The organism is Streptomyces dangxiongensis (genome assembly GCF_003675325.1).
Classification (GTDB): domain Bacteria; phylum Actinomycetota; class Actinomycetes; order Streptomycetales; family Streptomycetaceae; genus Streptomyces; species Streptomyces dangxiongensis.
The window spans coordinates 7,349,453-7,368,203 of the sequence record NZ_CP033073.1 but is presented as its reverse complement, the minus strand read 5'-3'; the positions used below and the strand labels follow the sequence as shown (position 1 = coordinate 7,368,203).

At 73.1% G+C, this 18,751-nt stretch carries 19 protein-coding genes and 2 pseudogenes; 9 read left to right on the top strand and 12 right to left on the bottom strand.

What is annotated here, in order from left to right:
* Positions 1-62 precede the first annotated feature (62 nt).
* The 5 genes from D9753_RS33180 (at position 63) to D9753_RS33160 (ending at position 4,520) form a co-directional block, all read left to right on the top strand.
* Complete coding sequence (locus D9753_RS33180) at positions 63-1,622, top strand: serine/threonine protein kinase (RefSeq protein WP_121790357.1); 1,560 nt, start codon at positions 63-65, stop codon at positions 1,620-1,622.
* A 51-nt stretch (positions 1,623-1,673) separates the two neighbouring features.
* On the top strand, positions 1,674-2,645 hold the full coding sequence (locus tag D9753_RS33175; RefSeq protein WP_121790356.1) for an LLM class F420-dependent oxidoreductase: 972 nt from the start codon (positions 1,674-1,676) through the stop codon (positions 2,643-2,645).
* A 127-nt stretch (positions 2,646-2,772) separates the two neighbouring features.
* The gene (locus D9753_RS33170; RefSeq protein ID WP_121790355.1) at positions 2,773-3,201 is read left to right on the top strand and encodes an SsgA family sporulation/cell division regulator; all 429 of its coding nucleotides are present in this window, start codon (positions 2,773-2,775) and stop codon (positions 3,199-3,201) included.
* A gap of 116 nt (positions 3,202-3,317) precedes the next feature.
* Complete coding sequence (locus tag D9753_RS33165) at positions 3,318-3,914, top strand: DUF2238 domain-containing protein (RefSeq protein ID WP_121791421.1); 597 nt, start codon at positions 3,318-3,320, stop codon at positions 3,912-3,914.
* 39 nt (positions 3,915-3,953) lie between these two features.
* A complete protein-coding gene (locus D9753_RS33160; RefSeq protein WP_121790354.1) occupies positions 3,954-4,520 on the top strand; it encodes a DinB family protein in 567 nt (188 codons plus the stop codon).
* Between the two features lie 15 nt (positions 4,521-4,535).
* Here D9753_RS33160 and D9753_RS33155 read toward each other — a convergent pair whose 3' ends face one another.
* The 4 genes and pseudogenes from D9753_RS33155 to D9753_RS33140 form a co-directional block, all read right to left on the bottom strand.
* Entirely contained in the window at positions 4,536-5,030 is a 495-nt protein-coding gene (locus D9753_RS33155) for a DUF6328 family protein (RefSeq protein ID WP_121791420.1), read from the bottom strand.
* 52 nt (positions 5,031-5,082) lie between these two features.
* Positions 5,083-6,066 carry an aldo/keto reductase gene (locus D9753_RS33150; RefSeq protein WP_121790353.1) on the bottom strand — a complete coding sequence of 328 codons (984 nt, stop codon included), beginning with the start codon at positions 6,064-6,066 and terminating at the stop codon, positions 5,083-5,085.
* Between the two features lie 126 nt (positions 6,067-6,192).
* Positions 6,193-6,594, bottom strand: a pseudogene (locus tag D9753_RS33145) (hypothetical protein); the annotation flags it as partial.
* A 123-nt stretch (positions 6,595-6,717) separates the two neighbouring features.
* Positions 6,718-7,920 (bottom strand): FAD-dependent monooxygenase, encoded by a 1,203-nt coding sequence (locus D9753_RS33140; RefSeq protein WP_121790352.1) that lies wholly within the window; start codon positions 7,918-7,920, stop codon positions 6,718-6,720.
* A 332-nt stretch (positions 7,921-8,252) separates the two neighbouring features.
* Here D9753_RS33140 and melC1 point away from each other — a divergent pair, with 332 nt between their 5' ends.
* Both melC1 and melC2 read left to right on the top strand, forming a co-directional pair.
* Positions 8,253-8,639, top strand: coding sequence for an apotyrosinase chaperone MelC1 (melC1, locus tag D9753_RS33135; protein WP_121790351.1), 387 nt, complete (start codon positions 8,253-8,255; stop codon positions 8,637-8,639).
* Positions 8,640-8,674: 35 nt separating this feature from the next.
* Positions 8,675-9,496 (top strand): tyrosinase MelC2, encoded by an 822-nt coding sequence (gene melC2 / locus D9753_RS33130; protein ID WP_121790350.1) that lies wholly within the window; start codon positions 8,675-8,677, stop codon positions 9,494-9,496.
* On the opposite strand, the gene D9753_RS33125 is transcribed toward melC2, so the two are convergent.
* The 4 genes from D9753_RS33125 to D9753_RS33110 all read right to left on the bottom strand — a co-directional run bounded on the left by D9753_RS33125 (position 9,497) and on the right by D9753_RS33110 (position 12,137).
* A complete protein-coding gene (locus tag D9753_RS33125) occupies positions 9,497-10,195 on the bottom strand; it encodes a ribonuclease H family protein (RefSeq protein ID WP_121790349.1) in 699 nt (232 codons plus the stop codon).
* Between the two features lie 34 nt (positions 10,196-10,229).
* The gene (locus D9753_RS33120; protein WP_121790348.1) at positions 10,230-11,024 is read right to left on the bottom strand and encodes a VOC family protein; all 795 of its coding nucleotides are present in this window, start codon (positions 11,022-11,024) and stop codon (positions 10,230-10,232) included.
* An 89-nt stretch (positions 11,025-11,113) separates the two neighbouring features.
* Positions 11,114-11,596 carry a VOC family protein gene (locus D9753_RS33115; protein ID WP_121790347.1) on the bottom strand — a complete coding sequence of 161 codons (483 nt, stop codon included), beginning with the start codon at positions 11,594-11,596 and terminating at the stop codon, positions 11,114-11,116.
* A gap of 73 nt (positions 11,597-11,669) precedes the next feature.
* Entirely contained in the window at positions 11,670-12,137 is a 468-nt protein-coding gene (locus tag D9753_RS33110) for a helix-turn-helix domain-containing protein (RefSeq protein WP_121790346.1), read from the bottom strand.
* 279 nt (positions 12,138-12,416) lie between these two features.
* On the opposite strand from D9753_RS33110, the gene D9753_RS33105 reads away from it, so the two are divergent.
* A complete protein-coding gene (locus D9753_RS33105; protein WP_121790345.1) occupies positions 12,417-13,307 on the top strand; it encodes an RNA polymerase sigma factor SigF in 891 nt (296 codons plus the stop codon).
* Positions 13,308-13,357: 50 nt separating this feature from the next.
* Here the strand turns inward: D9753_RS33105 and D9753_RS33100 are convergent, their stop codons facing one another.
* Positions 13,358-13,810: an ATP-binding protein gene (locus tag D9753_RS33100; protein ID WP_121790344.1), complete on the bottom strand. Its 453-nt coding sequence runs from the start codon at positions 13,808-13,810 to the stop codon at positions 13,358-13,360.
* A gap of 636 nt (positions 13,811-14,446) precedes the next feature.
* A pseudogene (locus D9753_RS39120) lies at positions 14,447-15,649 on the bottom strand (DUF6777 domain-containing protein); the annotation flags it as partial.
* 179 nt (positions 15,650-15,828) lie between these two features.
* Between D9753_RS39120 and D9753_RS33090 the strand changes: the two are divergent.
* Complete coding sequence (locus D9753_RS33090; RefSeq protein WP_121790343.1) at positions 15,829-17,109, top strand: streptophobe family protein; 1,281 nt, start codon at positions 15,829-15,831, stop codon at positions 17,107-17,109.
* On the opposite strand, the gene D9753_RS33085 is transcribed toward D9753_RS33090, so the two are convergent.
* Together D9753_RS33085 and D9753_RS33080 are read right to left on the bottom strand one after the other, a co-directional pair.
* Entirely contained in the window at positions 17,106-18,197 is a 1,092-nt protein-coding gene (locus D9753_RS33085) for a serine/threonine-protein kinase (RefSeq protein WP_121790342.1), read from the bottom strand. The genes D9753_RS33090 and D9753_RS33085 overlap by 4 nt on opposite strands.
* Entirely contained in the window at positions 18,197-18,745 is a 549-nt protein-coding gene (locus tag D9753_RS33080; protein ID WP_121790341.1) for a hypothetical protein, read from the bottom strand. The genes D9753_RS33085 and D9753_RS33080 overlap by 1 nt, the downstream gene beginning before the upstream one ends.
* Between the last annotated feature and the right edge of the window lie 6 nt (positions 18,746-18,751).

Sequence of the window (18,751 nt, the reverse complement as noted above, 5' to 3'; positions counted from 1 at the left end):
GAACGCACCCCCGCGCGCCCCGCGTACCTCTGGGAAAGACGCGGCAGGGGCTTCAGCGAGGGATGACCATGGTCGAGGCGCACGTCTCCGCACACGAGTGGATCGCCGGGCGGTACCGGCTTCTGGAGGTCTTCGCCCGGGAGACGAACCGTCTGTGGTGGTACGCCGAGGACACGGCGGCCGGGCAGCCCCGCCTGGTGACGCAGACGGCCCTGCCGGAACCCGTCACCGAGGACACCGCGCGCCGCGTCACGGCCCGGGTCGTGCGCACCGGGGAGACCATGCGGCTGCTCTGCCCCGGCCAGGTCGCCGCGGTCGTCGACGCCGTGGTGGAGGCCGGCACCCTGTGGACGGTCACCGAGTGGATCGACGGCACACCGCTCGGCGAACTCCTCGCCCGGGAGGGCCCCTTCCACCCGGTGCGCGCCGCACGCACCGGCCTGGACCTGCTCGACGTACTGCGGTCGGCGCACGACGAGGGCATCACGCACGGGGAACTGAGCCCCGGCCAGGTCTTCGTGCGGGACGGCGGCCCGGTCGTCGTCACCGGGTTCGGGCTCGCCGGCGCGACCCTGGTGCCGCGGCTCACGGCACCCTCGTACGCCTCGCCCGAGCAGGCCCGCGACGAACGCGTCGGCCCCGCCGCCGACCTGTGGGCCCTGGGAGCCCTGCTGTACACGATGGTCGAGGGCCGGCCGCCGTTCCGGGACCGCGGCCGGCCCGACGCCACGCTGAAGGCCGTCGACCGGCTGCCGTTGCGCACCCCGCTGCGCGCCGGCCCGCTCACCCGGGCCGTGCAGGGGCTGCTGCGCAAGGACGCACGGGAACGGCTGACCCGGCCGGTGGTCCGTCAGGCCCTGACCAGGGCACTGACCGAGGACACGGACGCGGACCACGAGCCCGCGCCCACGCCCCGGATGCGCGGCGCGTCCCGGTTCGCCGCCGCCGGTCCCCGGCACGGCCGGCGGCTCCTGGCCGTCGGCGCCGCGCTCGCCGTGGCCGCCGTCGCCGCCGCGGTGCTGGCCGCGGCCGGCGCGCTGCCGGGCACGGACAGCGCCGGGCCGCGGCGCCGGGCCACCACCCCGGCCGCCCCGTCCGACCGGCACACCGGCCGCGCCGGCACGCCCGTCCCGACCGCGTCGGCCTCCCCCGCCCTGCCGCCCGGCTACCACCGGTACACCGCCCCGGAGGGCTTCTCGGTGGCGCTGCCCGACGGCTGGCGGCGGCTGACCACCTCCCGGGTGGCCGGCCTCGCCTACCGGGTCACCTTCGGCCGCGGCGGGGACTCGACCACCCTCGCCGTCACCTACAGCGAGCGCGTCGGCCCCGATCCGGTCGCCGTCTGGCGGGACGACGTCGAGCCCGGGCTGGCGCGGCTGGCCGGCTATCACCGCGTCGGAGCCGTCCGGGCCACCACCTACCAGGGCCGCAGGGCCGCCGACCTGGAGTGGCTGACGGGATCGGGGCGCTCGCGGACCCACACCTTCGGGCGGGGCTTCCTGCTGGGCGGGGCCCGGGGGTTCTCCCTGCGCTTCACCACCCCGGCCGGGGTCTGGGGGAACGCGGCCGGCCGGCTGGCGCTGCGGACGTTCCTCGGGACCTTCCGTGCGCCGAAGGACTGACAGGGCGGCCGCCGGCCGTTTTCCGGCGGCCGAGCCGGGGACTCGCTTCCCATGGTGCAAATCGGATACACGATGATGACCGAGCAGGCCGGCCCCCGGGACCTGGTGAACCACCTGGTGCAGGCCGAGGAGGCCGGGTTCGACTTCTCGGTGACCTCGGACCACTACTTCCCGTGGCTGCGCTCGCAGGGACACGCCTCGTACGCGTGGAGTGTGCTCGGCGCCGCCGCCCAGGCCACCTCGCGGATCCCGCTGATGACCTACGTCACCTGTCCCATCCTGCGCTACCACCCGGCGATCGTGGCGCAGAAGGCGGCGACGGTGCAGCTCCTGTCCGAGGGCAGGTTCCGGCTGGGCCTGGGCGCCGGCGAGAACCTGAACGAGCACGTGGTGGGCGGCGGCTGGCCGCCGGTGGACGTACGCCACGAGATGCTCGAGGAGGCCGTGCAGATCATCCGCGCGCTGTTCGAGGGCGGCCATGTGACGCATCACGGGCAGCACTACGACGTGGAGTCGGCCCGGCTGTGGGACCTGCCGCAGGAGGCGCCGCCGATCGGTCTCGCCGTCTCCGGCGAACAGTCGTGCAGGCTCGCCGGGCACCTCGCCGACCTGGTCATCGCGACGGAGCCGAAGCCGGGTCTGCTGGAGGCCTTCGACCGGCACGGCGGCAGCGGCAAGCCCCGGGTCGGCCAACTGCCGGTGTGCTTCGACACCGACCGGGAGAGGGCGGTCAAGCGCGCACACTCCCAGTTCCGCTGGTTCGGCCTGGGCTGGAAGGTGAACGCCGAGCTGCCGCACCCCGACTCCTTCGAGGCCGCGACCCAGTTCGTCACCGAGGACGACGTCGCCTCCGCGATCCCGTGCGGCGACGACCCGGAGGCGTTCGTGGAGGCCGTACGGCCCTACGTGGAGGCCGGGTTCGGGGAGGTCGCCCTCGTGCAGATCGGCGGCGACTCCCAGCAGGAGTTCATCGACTGGTCGGCGAAGACCCTGCTGCCGGCCCTGCGGGAGGCCTTCGCCTGACAGCCGCCGGGGCGACCGGTCCGGCCGCGTCGCGCACGGTCCACGGCAATCGGCCACTCGGATGAGCATCTCGGGCGCTACGGGGGTACTAGAGGGCTCTACGCCGATTGTCCCCGGAGGCCCACGCGTGAACCCGTTCGTGCACAAGACCTTGGTGGTGCAGCTCCTTGCGCACGGTACCGGCCGCTGTCCGGTGCTGGCCCACCTCAGCTACGACGCCGACGACCCGTTCGCCGTCACCGCCGTCTTCGCGCACGACGGCCATGTGCTGGCCTCCTGGCGGCTGGATCGGCAGATGCTCTCCGACGGCCTGGCCGGGCCGGTCGGGGTCGGTGATGTGCGGATGCGGCCGGAGGCCACCGGCCTGTGGCACGAACTGCGGCTGGAGTTCCTCGGGGACGTGCGGCCGGACGGCGGCCGGCACCACGCGGTGGTGTTCGCCTGGGCGCCCGCGATCGCCTCCTTCCTGCGCGAGACCTACCAGGTCCTCCCGCCGGGCCAGGAGCGCGTCCGGGTGGACGAACTGCTGGAGGAGATCCTCTCCGCGGCTGAGTAGCCGTACTCATGTCCGCGGTCCCGGCCCGGCGCCACGATGGGCTCCCCCGACGCCCCGCAGGCAAGGAGCCCGCCGTGACCGCAGCACCGTCCCTCCCGCTCCGCGCGCCGCGCCGCGTGCCGCCCGCCCTCCTCGCCGCCGTGGCGGCGGGGGGCCTGGCGGCGTCCGCGTGGGGCGCGCGCGACCGCGCCACCTGGTTCCTGGAGACGGTGTGGGCGCTGGCCGGGCTGCCCCTGGTCGTGCTGACCCGGCGGCGCTTCCCGCTGACGGGGCTGCTGTACGGGCTGCTGACCGCGCACGCGCTGGTCCTCGCGGTCGGCGGGCACTACACCTACGCGCAGGTACCGGTGGGCGACTGGGTGCGCGACGCCTTCGGCCTGGACCGCAACCCGTACGACCGCTTCGGGCATCTGATGCAGGGCTTCGTACCGGCCGGCCGTGCTGGTCGGGAACTGCTCAGCCGCACCTCGCCGTTGCGCGGCAGCCGCTGGCTGGCCCCGCTCACCGTGTGCGCCTGCCTGGCGTTCAGCGCCTGTTTCGAGCTGCTGGAGTGGCTGGCGGCGGAGGTCGGGGGGCACGGCGCGGACGCGTTCCTCGCCACCCAGGGCGACGTGTGGGACACCCAGTGGGACATGTGCTGCGCGCTGATCGGGTCCGTGCTGTCCCTGCTGCTGCTCAGCCGGGTCCACGACCGTCAGCTCCGCGCGCTGTGACGACAATTCGGTGGCGGACCGGGGCCGCCGCGGACCACCATGCGAGCCATGAGCGACCGACCCGCACGATGGACCCGGGCGACCGTCTACCCCGACATGTGGGCCGACCCGGCCGACGACCCCCGCGACAACGGTGCCGCCCCGGAGGGCGAGCCGGCGACCCTGTCGGACTTCCTGACGAACTACCGCATCACCCTGCGGATGAAGTGCGAGGACCTGGACCCCGAGCAGCTCGCCCGGCGCTCGGTCCCGCCGTCGACGATGTCACTCCTCGGCCTGCTCAGGCACCTCGCCGAGGTGGAACGCGACTGGCGCAACTGGATCACTGAGAGCGACCCGCTGCCGAAGCTGTACGGCGACGGGGACGCGGACTTCGAGGGAGCGGTCGCCGAACAGGCCGCGGTCGACGCCGCGTACGCCGATCTGGAGCGCGAGCAGGCCGCGACGGACGCCGTACTGGCCGGGCTCCCGGACCTCGGGGAGCGGGTGGGAAGAGAGCGGATCGCGGTCCGGGAGCTGATGGTGCACAGGATCGAGGAGTACGCCCGGCACTGCGGCCACGCCGACCTGCTGCGCGAGTGCGTCGACGGGCGGGTGGGCCAGTGACCGGCCGGGCGGGCCCTAGTCGTCCGAGCGGTCCGTGTGCTTGCGGCGGGCCCACAGGGGCAGGCCGTACCAGCACACGAGGTACCAGGCGACGACGCCCGAGACCAGGTAGGGCACGTAGCCGTCGTGCGTGGCCACCCGGAGGATCAGCAGCAGCGACGACGTCATCGTGGCGAGCAGCAGCACCAGGCCGACGAACGTCAGCCGGGAGGCCAGCCGCACGGCCTGCGGCTTGACCCGGCGGCCGGAGACCAGGCGATGCAGGGAGACCGGTCCGATGAGGGCGCCGGTCGCGCAGGCGCCCAGGACGACGGTCACGATGTAGATGACCTGATTCGTGTCCGTGAGCCGCACGTACTTCGGCTGGAAGACGACGGTCAGCAGGAAGCCGAACAGGATCTGCACGCCGGTCTGCGCCACCCGGACCTCTTGGATGAGTTCACCCCACTTCCGGTCCGCCTGCTCCTCCTCGGTCTCGTCGCGGCCTGTACGCCGTGCTGCCTCCGTCATGCGGTGCGTGTAACCGCACAGCCGTTCGTTCAAACGGTCCGCGTACGGGGGCCTACCAGTGGTGTTCGACCTGGTCGCTGATCCGGCGCTCGTACAGCTCCCGGATCGCGGTGGACGTCTCGGGCGGCAGCGGCGGCAGCTTGGCCGCCGCCGCGTTGGCGCGGGCCTGCTCCGGGTTGCGCGCGCCGGGGATCACCGTGGTGACGCCCTCCTGCTCGATGATCCAGCGCAGCGCCAACTGGGCCGGGGTGTACCCCTCGGGGGCGAGCCCGGCGAACTCGGCGGCGGCCTCCACGCCAGTGGCGTAGTCGACGCCGGAGAAGGTCTCGCCCTGGTCGAAGGCCTCGCCGTGGCGATTGAAGGAGCGGTGGTCGTTGGCCGCGAACACCGTGTCCCGCGTGTACTTGCCGGACAGCAGCCCGGAGGCGAGGGGCACGCGCGCGATGATGCCGACGCCGGCCTCGCGGGCGGCGGGCAGCACCTCGTACAGGGGCTTCATACGGAACGGGTTGAGGATGATCTGCACGCTCGCCACGTTCGGCCGGGCGATCGCGGTGAGCGCCTCCGCGCAGGTCTCCACGCTCACCCCGTACGCGGCGACGCGCTCCTCCTCGACCAGGGTGTCCAGGGCGTCGAACACCGCCTCGGAGGAGTAGACCGGGGTGGGCGGGCAGTGCAACTGGATCAGGTCGATGCGGTCGACACCCAGGTTGCGGCGCGAGCGGTCGTTCCAGGCGCGGAAGTTGTCCAGGACGTAGTTCTCGGGGAGCTGCCCGACCCGGCGGCCCATCTTGGTGGCCACCAGCACGTGCAGGTCGGGACGGCCGCGCAGGAACGAGGCGATGGTCTCCTCGCTGCGCCCGTCGCCGTACACGTCGGCCGTGTCGAAGAACGTGACTCCCGACTCGGCCGCCGCCTCCAGGACGGACAGGGCCTCCTTGTCGTCCACGTCGCCCCAGTCCGCGCCTAGCTGCCATGTGCCGAGACCGATCACCGACGCCCACTGACCCGACCTGCCGATTACGCGTTCGTCCATGGCGTCAGTGTGACATCCGGCACGGCGTCCCGCGGAACGGGCCGCTCCGGCGGGACACCGCGGCGCGGACGACCCTGGCCGGCGGGCCGCGCCGGCTCAGCGGCCGGGCGTGAGCTGGGCCTGTACGGCGAGCCCGTAGCGGTCGGCGACGGTGTCGGCGGCGGTCTCGCGCACCGGTGACTCCCTGACCGCCCGCCAGGTCGCCGTGACGCCGAGCGCACCGAGCGCGCTGGTCAGCCAGAACATCGTGTGCCAGCCGGCGTACTGCACGACCAGCGCGGCGAGCGGCAGGCCGAGGACGGGGGTGAGGACGGCGCCGGAGAGCAGGGTCGCGGTGACCATCCAGGAGACGGCGGCCGGTGACGAGCCGGTGAGCCGGGGCAGGTCCGGCAGGAGCGGTACGACCACGGTCTGCATGACCGCCATGAGGATGCCGCCCGACGCGAGCACCGGGATGGCGAACCGGTCGCGCGGCCGGGGCGGCGTGCCGGTGCCGGGCGGCAGGGGTATGGCGGCGGGCCGGTCCATCGGGGCTCCTGCGGGCAGCACGGCGGCGAGGTGAACAGCGATTCACCGTATCGGGTGAATGGCCATTCACCGACGTCCTCCGCCCTGACGTGCGCCGGTGACGGGATGCCGGGCCGGCGGGGGTCAGTCCCGGCGGGCCGTGGAGCGGGCGTGCAGGGCACGGGCGGCGCGGGGGCCGAGCCAGCGCTTGAGCCGGCGCAGCGCCTCCAGCCGTCCGGCGGCCCGGTCCAGCCCGTAGTAGAGCTGCGGGGGGACGTACGGCAGCAGGGGCGAGTGGCGCTGGCCGAGCAGGGCGAACATCCGGTGCGGGGGCAGGTGGATGTAGCGGGGCAGGTTCTCGTACCACTGGGCGCTGTAGCGGGCCGCGCTCTGCACGGACAGCAGCTCGGCCTGGCGCCGGCGCTCGTAGGCGGCGAGGGCGTCGGGCAGGGCGGCGTGCTCCCGCAGGGCGCCGGCCAGGCACATGGCGTCCTCCAGGGCGAGGGTGGTGCCGGCGCCGATGGAGTAGTGGGTGGTGTGGGCGGCGTCGCCGAGCAGGACGAGGTTGCCGTGGTGCCAGGTGCGGTTGGTGAGGGTGCGGAAGGTCAGCCAGGAGGCGCCGGGGCGGGCGATGAGGGGGTGGCCGTCGAGGACGCCGGCGAAGAGCTTCTCCAGCAGCACGAGGCCCTCGGCCCGGTCCGCCCGGTCCAGGCCGAGGCCGGTGAAGGTCTCCGGGGAGCACTCGACGACGCAGGTGCTGTGGCCGTCGCCGTAGCCGTAGCCGTAGGCCCAGATCCAGCCGTGCGCGGTCTCGGTGAAGGCGAAGGTGAAGGCGTCGAAGACCTTGGTGGTGCCGAGCCAGATGTAGTGGTTGCGGCCGGAGGAGGTCCGGGTGCCGAAGTGCTCGGCGCGCCGGGTGCGCAGGGCGCTGTGCACGCCGTCGGCCGCGACGACGAGGTCGGCTCCGGCGGGCGGTTCACCGATGTCGCTCCGGTACTCCAGGCGGACGCCGAGGGCGCGGGCCCGGCCGGCGAGCAGCTCGAGCAGCCGGTGCCGGCCGATGCCGAAGCCCTCGTCCCCGTGGTGGCGGGCGGCCAGGTCCCGGACGTGGGCGACACCCTCGTTCCAGCGGACGGAGTGCTCCTCGACCGCACGCGCCGACTCGGGGTCGTGCTCCTGGAGTCTGTCGAGGAGGCCGCGCCAGTACGTCACGCCCCAGCCGTAGGTGGAGCCCTCGGGGTCGCGTTCGTGGACGGTGATGTCGTGGGACGGGTTCTGCCGCTTGAGCAGGATGGCGAGGTACAGGCCCGCGGGCCCGCCTCCGACACAGACGACCTTCACGTGCACACCCCTGACTGTCACCGGACGTGGTCGATCGGCACCGGACGGTAGCAGTCCCGGCGACCCGCTCGATCGCGTCAGCCTGGTGTGGTGAGCCGCGCCACTCGGACGGGCGGCCCCCGGGAAGGATCACGGGGAAGCGGGACGACCCGGCAAGGAATTCCCCGTTCCGCAGCGGATCGACACCCGGTCACAGCAAGATCATCTTGGTCCAACTCTGTACGTCATGTGGCTAATTGTCCGGATCACAGCCAACCCGTTCCGAGTGATTTCCTCCTTTCCCGTAACGCCCGATAGGCATGCGTCGTCACACTCCACCACTCCCGAGGAGGACCCGCATGCCCGGCATCACCCGGCGCCGTGCGCTCACCGCCGCAGCCGCCGTCGCCACGACGGCCGCGGCCGCCACCCTCGCCGCGCCCGCCGCGTCCGCCGCGTCCGCCGCCGGCCGCCACGAGCCCGCCGCGCCCGAGTCCTTCGACGAGGTCTACAAGGGCCGCCGAATACAGGGCCGTCCGTCGAGCGGCGGTGGACACCACCACGAACACGGCGGTGGCTACGCGGTGTTCGTCGACGGCGTGCAGTTGCACGTGATGCGCAACGCCGACGGTAGCTGGATCAGCGTCGTCAGCCACTACGCCCCGGTGGCCACCCCGCGCGCCGCCGCCCGGGCCGCGGTGGACGAGCTCCAGGGCGCCGCGCTGCTGCCGTTCCCCGCCAACTGACCGCCCCCGCACGGAATCCCGGAGCACCCCGCACCATGACGGTACGCAAGAACCAGGCCGCCCTGACCGCCGACGAGAAGCGGCGGTTCGTCGCCGCCGTCCTCGAACTGAAGCGCAGCGGACGCTACGACGACTTCGTCCGCACGCACAACGAGTTCATCATGGCGGACACCGACTCGGGCGAGCGGACCGGCCACCGCTCGCCCTCCTTCCTGCCCTGGCACCGCAGATTCCTGCTCGACTTCGAGCAGGCGCTCCAGGCCGTGGACTCCACGGTCGCCCTGCCGTACTGGGACTGGAGCACCGACCGCACGGTGCGGGCCTCCCTGTGGGCGCCGGACTTCCTCGGCGGCACCGGGCGCAGCACCGACGGGCGGGTGACGGACGGCCCGTTCGCCGCGTCCGCCGGGAACTGGCCGGTCAACGTGCGGGTGGACGGCCGTACCTTCCTGCGCCGTTCGCTCGGCACGTCCGTGAGCGAGCTGCCGACGCGCCCCGAGGTCGAGTCGGTGCTGTCCATGGCGACGTACGACATGGCACCGTACAACAGCGCATCGGACGGCTTCCGCAACCACCTGGAAGGCTGGCGGGGGGTCAACCTGCACAACCGGGTCCACCGCTGGGTCGGCGGGCACATGGCCACCGGGGTCTCCCCCAACGACCCGGTGTTCTGGCTGCACCACGCCTACGTCGACAAGCTGTGGGCGGAGTGGCAGCGGCGCCACCCGGGCGTCGGTTACGTGCCGACGGGCGGCACGCCGGACGTGGTGGACCTGGACGACACCATGAAGCCGTGGAACACCGTGCGCCCGGCGGACATGCTGGACCACACCGCGTTCTACACGTTCGACGCCTGATCAGGACCCGGCGGTACGGCACTCCGGGTGGCCCCAGCCCTGCGCGTTCTTGGCGATCTTCTCGCCGGCCGCGTAGGACCGGCCGCACGGACAGCGGCCGGGGAACTTCGCCTTGATGGTGCGGGCGGACACGGCGCCGCCGGTGCGCCGCGGCGTCTTCCGGCGCGGCGCACCGGCCGCCACCGGGGTGTCCGGCGACGGCGGGGGCTCCGGCGAACCCAGCTCGCTGCCGGCGGGTTCCTGCACGACGGCCGCCTGGCTGGCCGCGCGGTCGGCGAAGTCGTTCAGCGGGTCGCCGTCGGCCTGGTGGGCGGGCACGTAGCGGAACTCCACGGACCGGCCGCCGAGGAGTTCGTCGATGCGGACGACCAGGTCCTGGTTGGCGACGGGCTTGCCGGCGGCGGTCTTCCAGCCGTTGCGCTTCCAGCCCGGCAGCCAGGTGGTGACGGCCTTCATCGCGTACTGGGAGTCCATGCGGATCTCCAGCGGCACGTCCGGGTCGACGGCCGTGAGCAGCCGCTCCAGGGCGGTCAGTTCGGCGACGTTGTTGGTGGCCCGGCCGAGCGGGCCCGCCGCCCAGCCGACGGGGGTCCGCTCGTCGTCGTCCGAGATGACCCACGCCCATCCGGCCGGTCCGGGGTTGCCCTTCGAAGCCCCGTCGCACGCGGCCACCACACGTTCACGCATGCACACGATCATGCCATGACCGGGGAGGCGGCCGGACGGAGCCGGGTCAGACGTCCCTGATCCTCGGCATCCCGCCCTCGGTGGTCGTGACGTCGATCACCGAGAAGTTGGCGCCCTGCGGGTCGGTGAGCGCGGCGAACCGGCCGAAGGGGCTGGTCATCGGGCCGAAGCGGAGGGTGGCGCCGAGCGCGGTGGCCCGGGCGACGGCCGCGTCGCAGTGGTCCACGGTGAAGTAGACGTTGATGTACGAGGGGACCTCGGGCGGGAAGTCGTCGGTCATCCGCATCCTGCCGAGGACGGTGTCCTCACCGACCTCGAACATCCGGAAATCCACCGCCTCGTCGTCGATCTCCTTCATCCGGTACGGGAACACGGCGGACAGGAAGGCGTCCGACCGCTCGGGTTCCCGGGTGAAGACCTCCGCCCAGCAGTAGGCGCCGGGCGTGGCCGTCGCCTCGAAGCCCTCGTGCCGGCCGGCCTGCCACACACCGAACACGGCCCCGCTGGGCTCCCGGCCCAGACACAGCGTGCCCAGGTCGCCGACCTGCATCGGCCCCATCAGCACCTCGCCGCCGTTGTCCCGGATCCGCTCCGCGGTGGCGGCGGCGTCCGGCGAGGCGAGGTACAGGCACCACTGCGACCGGCCCTCCTGGCCGGGCATCGGCGGGACCACGGCGGCCACCGCCCTGCCGTCCGCGTAGGCCTGCGTGTAGTTGCCGTACTTCGACGACGACTCGCCGAAGGTCCAGCCGAGCACGTCGGCGTAGAACCGTTTGGCGCCCTCGATGTCACTGAACATCGCATCGGCCCAACAGGGCGTTCCCTCGGGCTGCACGGCCATGGTCCCGACCCTCCCGGTGTGGTGTGTCCCGGTTGTTCACGCTAACCATGCGGGGCCGGGCCCGCGCGTCGAGCCCGGCAGGGGGCCGGTCACTCCCCCGCGTACGCCTTCTCCAGCGCGGCGGCGTCCAGCTTGCCCATGGCCATCATGGCCCGGGTGGCACGCGCGGCCTTCTCCGGGTCCGGGTCGCCGATCATGTCGAGCAGCCGGGCGTAGACCACCTGCCAGGAGACGCCGTACCGGTCCTTGAGCCAGCCGCAGGGGCCGCCCTCGCCGCCGTTCTCGGTGAGCTTCGTCCAGTAGTGGTCGATCTCCTGCTGGTCGGAGCAGAGGATCTGGAAGGAGACCGCCTCGTTGAACCGGAACTCGGGCCCGCCGTTGAGCGCGAGGAACTTCTGGCCGTTGGCCGTGAACTCCACGGTCAGCACGGAGCCGGCCGTGCCGGGCCCGGCCTCGGTGTGGCGCACGACGCGTCCGACACCCGAGTTCTCGAAGACGGACACGTAGTGGTGCGCGGCCTCCTCCGCCCGGCCGTCGAACCAGAGACACGTGACGAAACCGTCGGTGGTCATGAGTACCTCCCGGGGCGTGGAACGCGGTCATCTGTACCGACCGTCGCACGCCGCGAAACTCATCGGCCGCCCGTCAGGCCGCGAGACAGAGGCCGCGGTGCGACAGGTGCGACCGGTTCGGCGCGGCGACCGGCCGCCGCCGCGCGGCCGACAGGGGGCGCGAGGCCGACCGCAGGGCCGGCTCTCCGTGGGGCGGCGCGCTCCGGACCAGCTCGCCGTGGACCAGCGACAGCAGGTCCCCGAGCCCCAGGCCGAGCGCGCGGGCCGCGGCGGCGAGGACCTCGGAGGAGGCCTCCTTGCGGCCACGCTCGATCTCGGACAGGTACGGCAGCGAGATCCGGGCCACGTCGGCCACCTGCCTGAGCGTGCGCCGCTGGGCCCGCCGCTCCCGGCGCAGCACCGCGCCGACCAGCTCGCGCCACAGCGGCTCCCGCGGCGCGGGCTGCGGGCCCTCCGTCGGGGCGGGCTGCGGCGCGTCCGTCGGGGCGGGTACCGGCCGCCCGGGGGCCTCGCGGGCCTCTTCGCTCACCTGGCTGCTCATCCCGTCAGCGTAGGAGCGGTCCGGCCGGGGACAAGGGTCCGGCGTTCCGCCCTGAGGGAAATGCCTGACCGACGCGGGCGGACCGGTTGTTTCAGGCCGGTACGGCCGGGTGGGTGCATGCGCCGGGTCACCATGGGTACCCGCAGGGTGAAGAGTTCCGCAGGTACGCATGATTCTCCGGATACCGGGTACCCGCACTGCCACATCTTCATGGACGGGACTCGGGCACACAGAGGCCGCCAAGGCAGACGTCGCACCTGACTTTTCGTGGGAGAGGCAATGAAGACCGCCGCCGGGATCCGGTCACAAGCAGAGGTCGCCGAGAGGACCGAGCAGGACAGGACGGGCGAGGGATCACTGCCTGGGATCGCGGCTCCGGGGTCCGTCGCCCCGCGCGACGCACGGGAGCTGTCCCGTCAGTTCTTCCGCCGGCTCGCCGAGCTGGAGGAGGGCACGCACGAGTACCAGTACGCGCGCAACACCCTCATCGAGATGAACATGTCGCTGGTGCGGTTCGCCGCGGGACGGTTCCGCAGCCGCGGCGACGACATGGACGACATCGTGCAGACCGGCATGATCGGCCTCATCAAGGCCATCGACCGGTTCGAACTGTCCCGCGAGGTCGAGTTCACCTCCTTCGCGCTGCCGTACATCGTGGGGGAGATCAAGCGGTTCTTCCGCGACACCACCTGGGCGGTCCACGTCCCGCGTCGGCTCCAGGAACTGCGGGTGGAACTGGCCAAGGCACGCGAGGAGCTGTCCAGCCGGCTGGACCGGGACCCCACGGTCGCCGAACTGGCCACGCTGATGAACATCTCCCGGGCCGAGGTCGTCGAGGCCCAGATCGCCTCCAACGGCTACAACACCGCCTCTCTGGACGCCGCGCTCACCGGTGACGGCCCCGAGGACGGCGAGGCCGTGCTCGCCGACTTCATCGGTGTGGAGGAGGAGGGGCTGCGGCTCGTCGAGGACTTCCACGCGCTGGCCCCGCTGATGGCGGAGCTGAGCGACCGCGACCGGCAGATCCTCCACATGCGGTTCGTCGAGGAGGCCACCCAGGCGGAGATCGGTGAGCGGCTCGGCTGCTCCCAGATGCACGTCTCCCGGCTGATCAAGCGGATCATCGCCCGGCTGCGCCAGGGGATGCTCGGCGAACTCGGCTGCGCCTGACCCGCCGCTGATCCGAGGCAGTGGCGCCCGCACCGCGAGCGCTGCCGAGGTCAGCGTACGAGTTCGAAACGGGCGCGTACCCGCTTGCCCACCGGTACGCGCTCCACGGTGACCTCCGAGGCCAGGGCGTGCACGATCTCCAGACCGTGCCGTCCGACGCGCTGGGGGTCCTTGGGGTAGCGGCGGGGCAGGGCGGTGCTGCTGTCGTACACGGACACGGCCACCGTGCTCTTCGTGCCCTCCAGCTCCAGGATGTAGGGGCCGCGGCTGTGCCGGTCCGCGTTGGTCACCAGCTCGCTCACCACCAGGAGCAGCTCGCCGTCCGCGCGGCTGTCGGCGGGGGCGCACCATTCGGTCCGCAACTGCTGCAGGAACCGGGCCGCGAACGCGCGCGCCTCAGCGATGCATCCGGGTTCGCCGGTGTAGTGGGCCGCGCGCCGCAACGGCTCCACGGGTACGTCGAAGCCAGTCGGTATCACTGCCCCGCCCAGGTGCTCGGTCATGCTGTCTCTCTCGAAAAGCCCGGTACGGCCGGTGTCGCACCAGTCCTCGTACCCCGAGCCCGGCCCGCCAGTCCACCGTATGCGTATCCCCACCGCGCACGGTGGCCGAGGTCGGACTGTACTCCGAAAGAGGAGATCCGCGACCGCTCACGACCACGGAGCGTTCTACTGACCCTGCTGGTTCTGCTGCTGGTCCTGCTGGTTCTGGTCCTGCTGGTTCTGCTGGTTCTGGTCCTGCTGGTTCTGCTGGCCGGAGCTCTGTCCGGGCTGTTGCGGCTGCTGGGAGGTCTGGTCCTGCTTCCCGGACTTCTCGGGGGACGCCGGCTCGGAGCCGCCCGAGGACGGGGGCGCGGCGGAGGAGTTCTGCGCAGACGAGGAGCCCCGTGACGGCTCCGACGGCTTGTCGGACGGTGCCTCCTTGGACGGGGACGACTTCTCCGACGACGGCTCGGGGGACGACCGGGACCCGGACGGCGACTTCGAGGAGTCGGACGACGACGGCTTGGCAGGTTTCGCGGGCTCCGAGGACTTCGAGGGTTCGGACGACTTCGACGACGGCTCGGACGACGGCTTGGACGACTTCGAGGACGCCGAGGACGACGGCTTGGACGGTTTCGCGGACTCCGAGGACTTCGAGGGCTTCGAGGACGACGGCTTGGACGGCTTCGCGGACTCCGAGGGCTTCGAGGGCTTCGAGGGCTTCGAGGACGACGGCTTCGACGACGAGGACGACGGTGGCTTCGAGGACGACGACGAGGGCCTGGACGACTGGGACGACGGCGGCTTCGAAGACGGCGAGAGCGACGAGGACCTCGGCGGGAGGGTCGTGAACGAGGTCGACGGGCAGGACTTCGACGAGGAGTCCGGCTTGCCGGTCGTCCCCGGGGTCATCGAGCAGGGCGTCGGCCGGCTCCACGGCTGCGGGTGCGCCGGCGGCGCGGTGTGCTGGTCGTGGCGGCCGTGCGTGTCGCCGCGGGGGCGGCGCAGCCACTCGTCGTGGTGCGGGTCGTAGATCACGAAGGTCTTGACGACCTTCGGCGCCGGTGTCACCACGACGACGTCGGAGGGCCGGTACGCGGGCCAGCCGTGCCCCTCCACGTCCGGGGTGGTGCGCTGGACGACCGGCGAGGCCAGCGGGTTGCCGCAGGCGCAGCGCACCCGGGGCACGCCGTGCCCGTCGACCAGGACGGCGGTACCGGCCTGGAGCACGGACTGGTAGCTGGTGGCGGCGCCGTCGCGGTAGCCGTGATTGGTCACCCAGGTGTCCGTGCGCAGCTGCACCGGGGTGAGCGAGCGCAGGTAGGCGGGGACGCCGGAGGGCCGGACGCCGACCGTCGCGGCGAACGCCCGGTTCTTGCCCTGGTCGGCCCGCAGGTATCTGATCTGCTTCTCGACGTCGCAACTGGCCGTCTGCCGGGTGCCGCCGTACAGCCCTGCCGCCCCGCCCTGTACACCGCGGACCTGGTCGGCGACCCCTGCGGTCGCGGTGGAGGCGGACGGTGCCGGCACCGTGGCGACCACCTGCGCGGTCGACCGGGTGAAGGGGTCCTCGCCCGCGCTGCCGGCGGACTGGAGGAAGATCTTGCCGGCCTTGGCGGAGGAGCCACCGCCGCCCGGACGGGTGAAGACCAGGGCGAGCGCCACGGCGGCCACCAGGGCGGCGGTGAGCGCTGCCACCCGGGGCACCGACTTCCACCAGGGCCTATGCGGCTCCCCGGGGTCCGAGCCGCCGGCCGGCGGCTGTGTGGGGGGCGGTCCCGAGGGGGGCCGGGAGGAGCCGGACAAGGGGCCGGACGGGGGTCCTGAGGGCCGGCCGGATGACGGAGGTTCGACGCTCACGAGCCCTTCTTCCCGTCGCACATGCGCGGCTTTGCTGAGTTGAACCCGCCACAACCCGGTGTGATGCATTCGGATGCACTTTGTTCCATTGTGTGCCGCGGTACGGTACGGCCCGCAAGCCGACGCCGACGGCCCTTCCCGGGGGGCGGGGAGTCCGGCGACTGCTTAGCGTGGCAAGGGTGAGCGCTCCGACCGTCCTCGCACGGCCCGCCGCCCGCCACGGCTGGGCGCAGGCCGTGGCCGCGGTACTGACCGGGCTGGCCGTCATGGTCCTGGTGGCGGCGCCGGGGCTGTGGGCGGCCGGCGCGTCGGGCCTGCCGGCCGGCGCGTTCCCACGGGTGGTGGCCGCGACGCTGGTCACGGCGGTCGGCGGCAGCGTGGAGGTGTCGGGCGACGCCGGGGTGTTCGCCGGGTCGCGGGCCGGTCTCACCGTGCTGCCGCTGTCGGTGACGCTCGCCGGTGCCCTGGTGCTCGGCGACGGTTTCCTGCGCCCGCTCAGGCACCGGGCGGTGGCCTCGGCCGGGGAGCTGGCGGGCTGGGCGGCCCGGATCGCGGTGTTGTGGCTGCTGGCGCTGACCGGTCTGGCCTTCGCCGCCCGGCAGACCTTCGCGGTGGACGAGGGCAGCGGCACCCTCGGCGACCTGGCCGACCTGCTCGACGCCTCACCGAGGGTCGGGTTCACCACCGACGTGCCGCTGACGGTGCTGTTCGGGCTGCTGTGGCTGGCCGGTGTGCTGCTGCTGGCCCTGCTGGTCGCGCGCGGGGCTCCGCTGCCGGGGCGGTTGCTGCGCTTCCAGGAGTCGGTGCGTCCGGCGGCGCACGCGATGGTGGTGCTGCTCCTCGCCTGCGTCGCCCTCGGGCTCGGCACCGCACTGGTCTCGGCGGCCACGCGCGGGCACGCCCCCGCGACCTTCGCGCTGATCCTGCTCGGTCTGCCCAACGTGTCCTGGCTGGGCCTGACCCTGGGTCTCGGCGCGACCTGGGACGGCCGCGTGAGCGGCCCGTTCGGCCTGCCGATGCCGCACGTCCTGGACAGGGTCCTGCGCGTCCCGCACACTTCCGAACTCGATATGCGGGCACTCACCGATTACGACGGCCGGATGTGGTGGCTGGTGGTCGCCGTCGCCGTCCTGCTGCTCGCCGTTGCCTTCCTGATGGCCGTGCGTTCACCGGCCCGCGTCCGGCTCTGGCAGCACGCCGTGCACCTGGCCGTCGCACTCGCCCTGACGGTCCTGATGATCTGCCTGACGTGCCGTGTCTCGGCACACTTCGGCTTCTCCGTGCTCGGCATCGGCGACCTGGGCGGCGGCCTGTCGGGAGAACTGTTCCTCAGGCCCCGGCTGTGGCAGACGGTGGGGCTGGGGGCGCTGTGGGGACTGCTGGCCGGCTTCCTGGGCGGCCTGCTGGCCCGCCGGGTCCACCGCGGGGGCCGGGTGAGCGGGCCCGCCCGGTCCGGCTAGGGCCCGAACACCGGCTCCGCCCAGCGCGGGGGTCGCAGGGCCTCGGCGGGCGGGGGGCGGCCGGACCCGGTGCCCCCTCGGCTCACCGGTCCGGCGGGCACGGGTTCGGGGATCGCGGGTCCGGATGCCGACCGTCCGGCGGCCGGGGTTCTGGCGGCCGGGGGTGCGGAGGCCACGTAACCCGGGGGCGCGGGTCCGGGGGGCGCGGGTCCCGGGGTCATGGCCGTGCGCAGGGCGGCGACGAAGCCGAGGCAGGTGTCGTAGCGGGCGTCCGGGCTCTTGGCCAGGGCTCTGGCGAAGACGGGATCGACGGCCGGGCTGATATCTGGCCGGGCCTCGCTCGCCGGGGGCGGCTCGTCGTACTGGTGGGCCCACAGCAGGGCCATGTCGTCCTCGCGCTGGAAGGGCGGACGGCCGGCGAGGATCTCGTAGACCACGCAGGCGAGGCCGTAGACGTCGCAGCGGCCGTCGACCGGGCGCCCGGAGATCTGCTCGGGGGACACGTAGTCGAGGGTGCCCACGAACTGGCCGACGCTGGTGAAGCCGGTCAGGGAGAGCGACTTCTTCGTCAGCCCGAAGTCGGTGAGGTACACGTGCTCCGGATGGTCGCTGTCGGTGCCCTGGGCGACCAGGATGTTACCGGGCTTGACGTCGCGGTGGACCAGGCCGTGCCCGTGGGCGGCGTCGAGTGCGGAGGCGACCTGCGCGGTGATCCGTACGGCGTCCGGCAGGGACAGCGGTCCGCGCGCGTCGAGGAGATGGCGCAGGTCGCTGCCGGGAACGTAGCGCATGGCGATGTAGAGCACCCCGTCGGTCTCGCCCGCCTCGAACACCGGCACGATATGCGGATGGTCGATCGCGGCGGCCACCTGGGACTCGTGGGTGAACCGCTTGCGGAAGGTGTCGTTGCGGGCCAGTTCCGGGGCGAGCAGCTTGAGGGCGACCGTGCGGTCCAGGCGCAGGTCGCGGGCGCGGTAGACGACGGCCATGCCGCCGCGGCCGATCTCGCTCTCGATCAGGTAGCTCGCCACCCTGCGGCCCACCAGTTCCGAGGGACGGCCGGAGAACAGGCTGCTCCGGTTCGCCATCAGCGCTCACCCTCGGGCGCGACCAGCCGGGTCGGCGCGTGCCCGGTGTCCTCCGTGCCGGTGACCGCGCGGTCGGTGGCGAAGGTGTTCACCAGCCGTCCGTCGCCGTACACCCACCTCCCCTCTCGCGGGTCGTACAGCCACATGGACTCCCCGTCGATGACGATCCCGATCCGCAGGCCCTCGGTGCGGGTGCGGAAGGCCTCTCCGTCCAGGCCGGCCGCCGCCAGTGCCTCCACGGCGGCCCGGTAGTCGCCCAGCGCCTGTTCGGCGCGCGCCAGCAGGGGCCGCGGGTCGGCGGTGCCGTCGGGGCTGCCCGCCGCCGGCGGGTCCTGGGGTACGGCGACCAGCCGGCGGCCGTCGACCCAGGCGCCCCAGCCGTTGGCGCAGCGGATGTACCCCCAGTCGCCGCGCCGCTCCACGAGCTGCACCGGCAGCAGCGGGTCCAGCGGCATGGTGGGCCGGGCCGGGTCCGGGGCCTCCCAGGCGGGCAGGCCGCGCGGGGGGACGACGTGCGTGGGCCGGAATCCGGGCGGGGTCGGGGTCATCGGGGG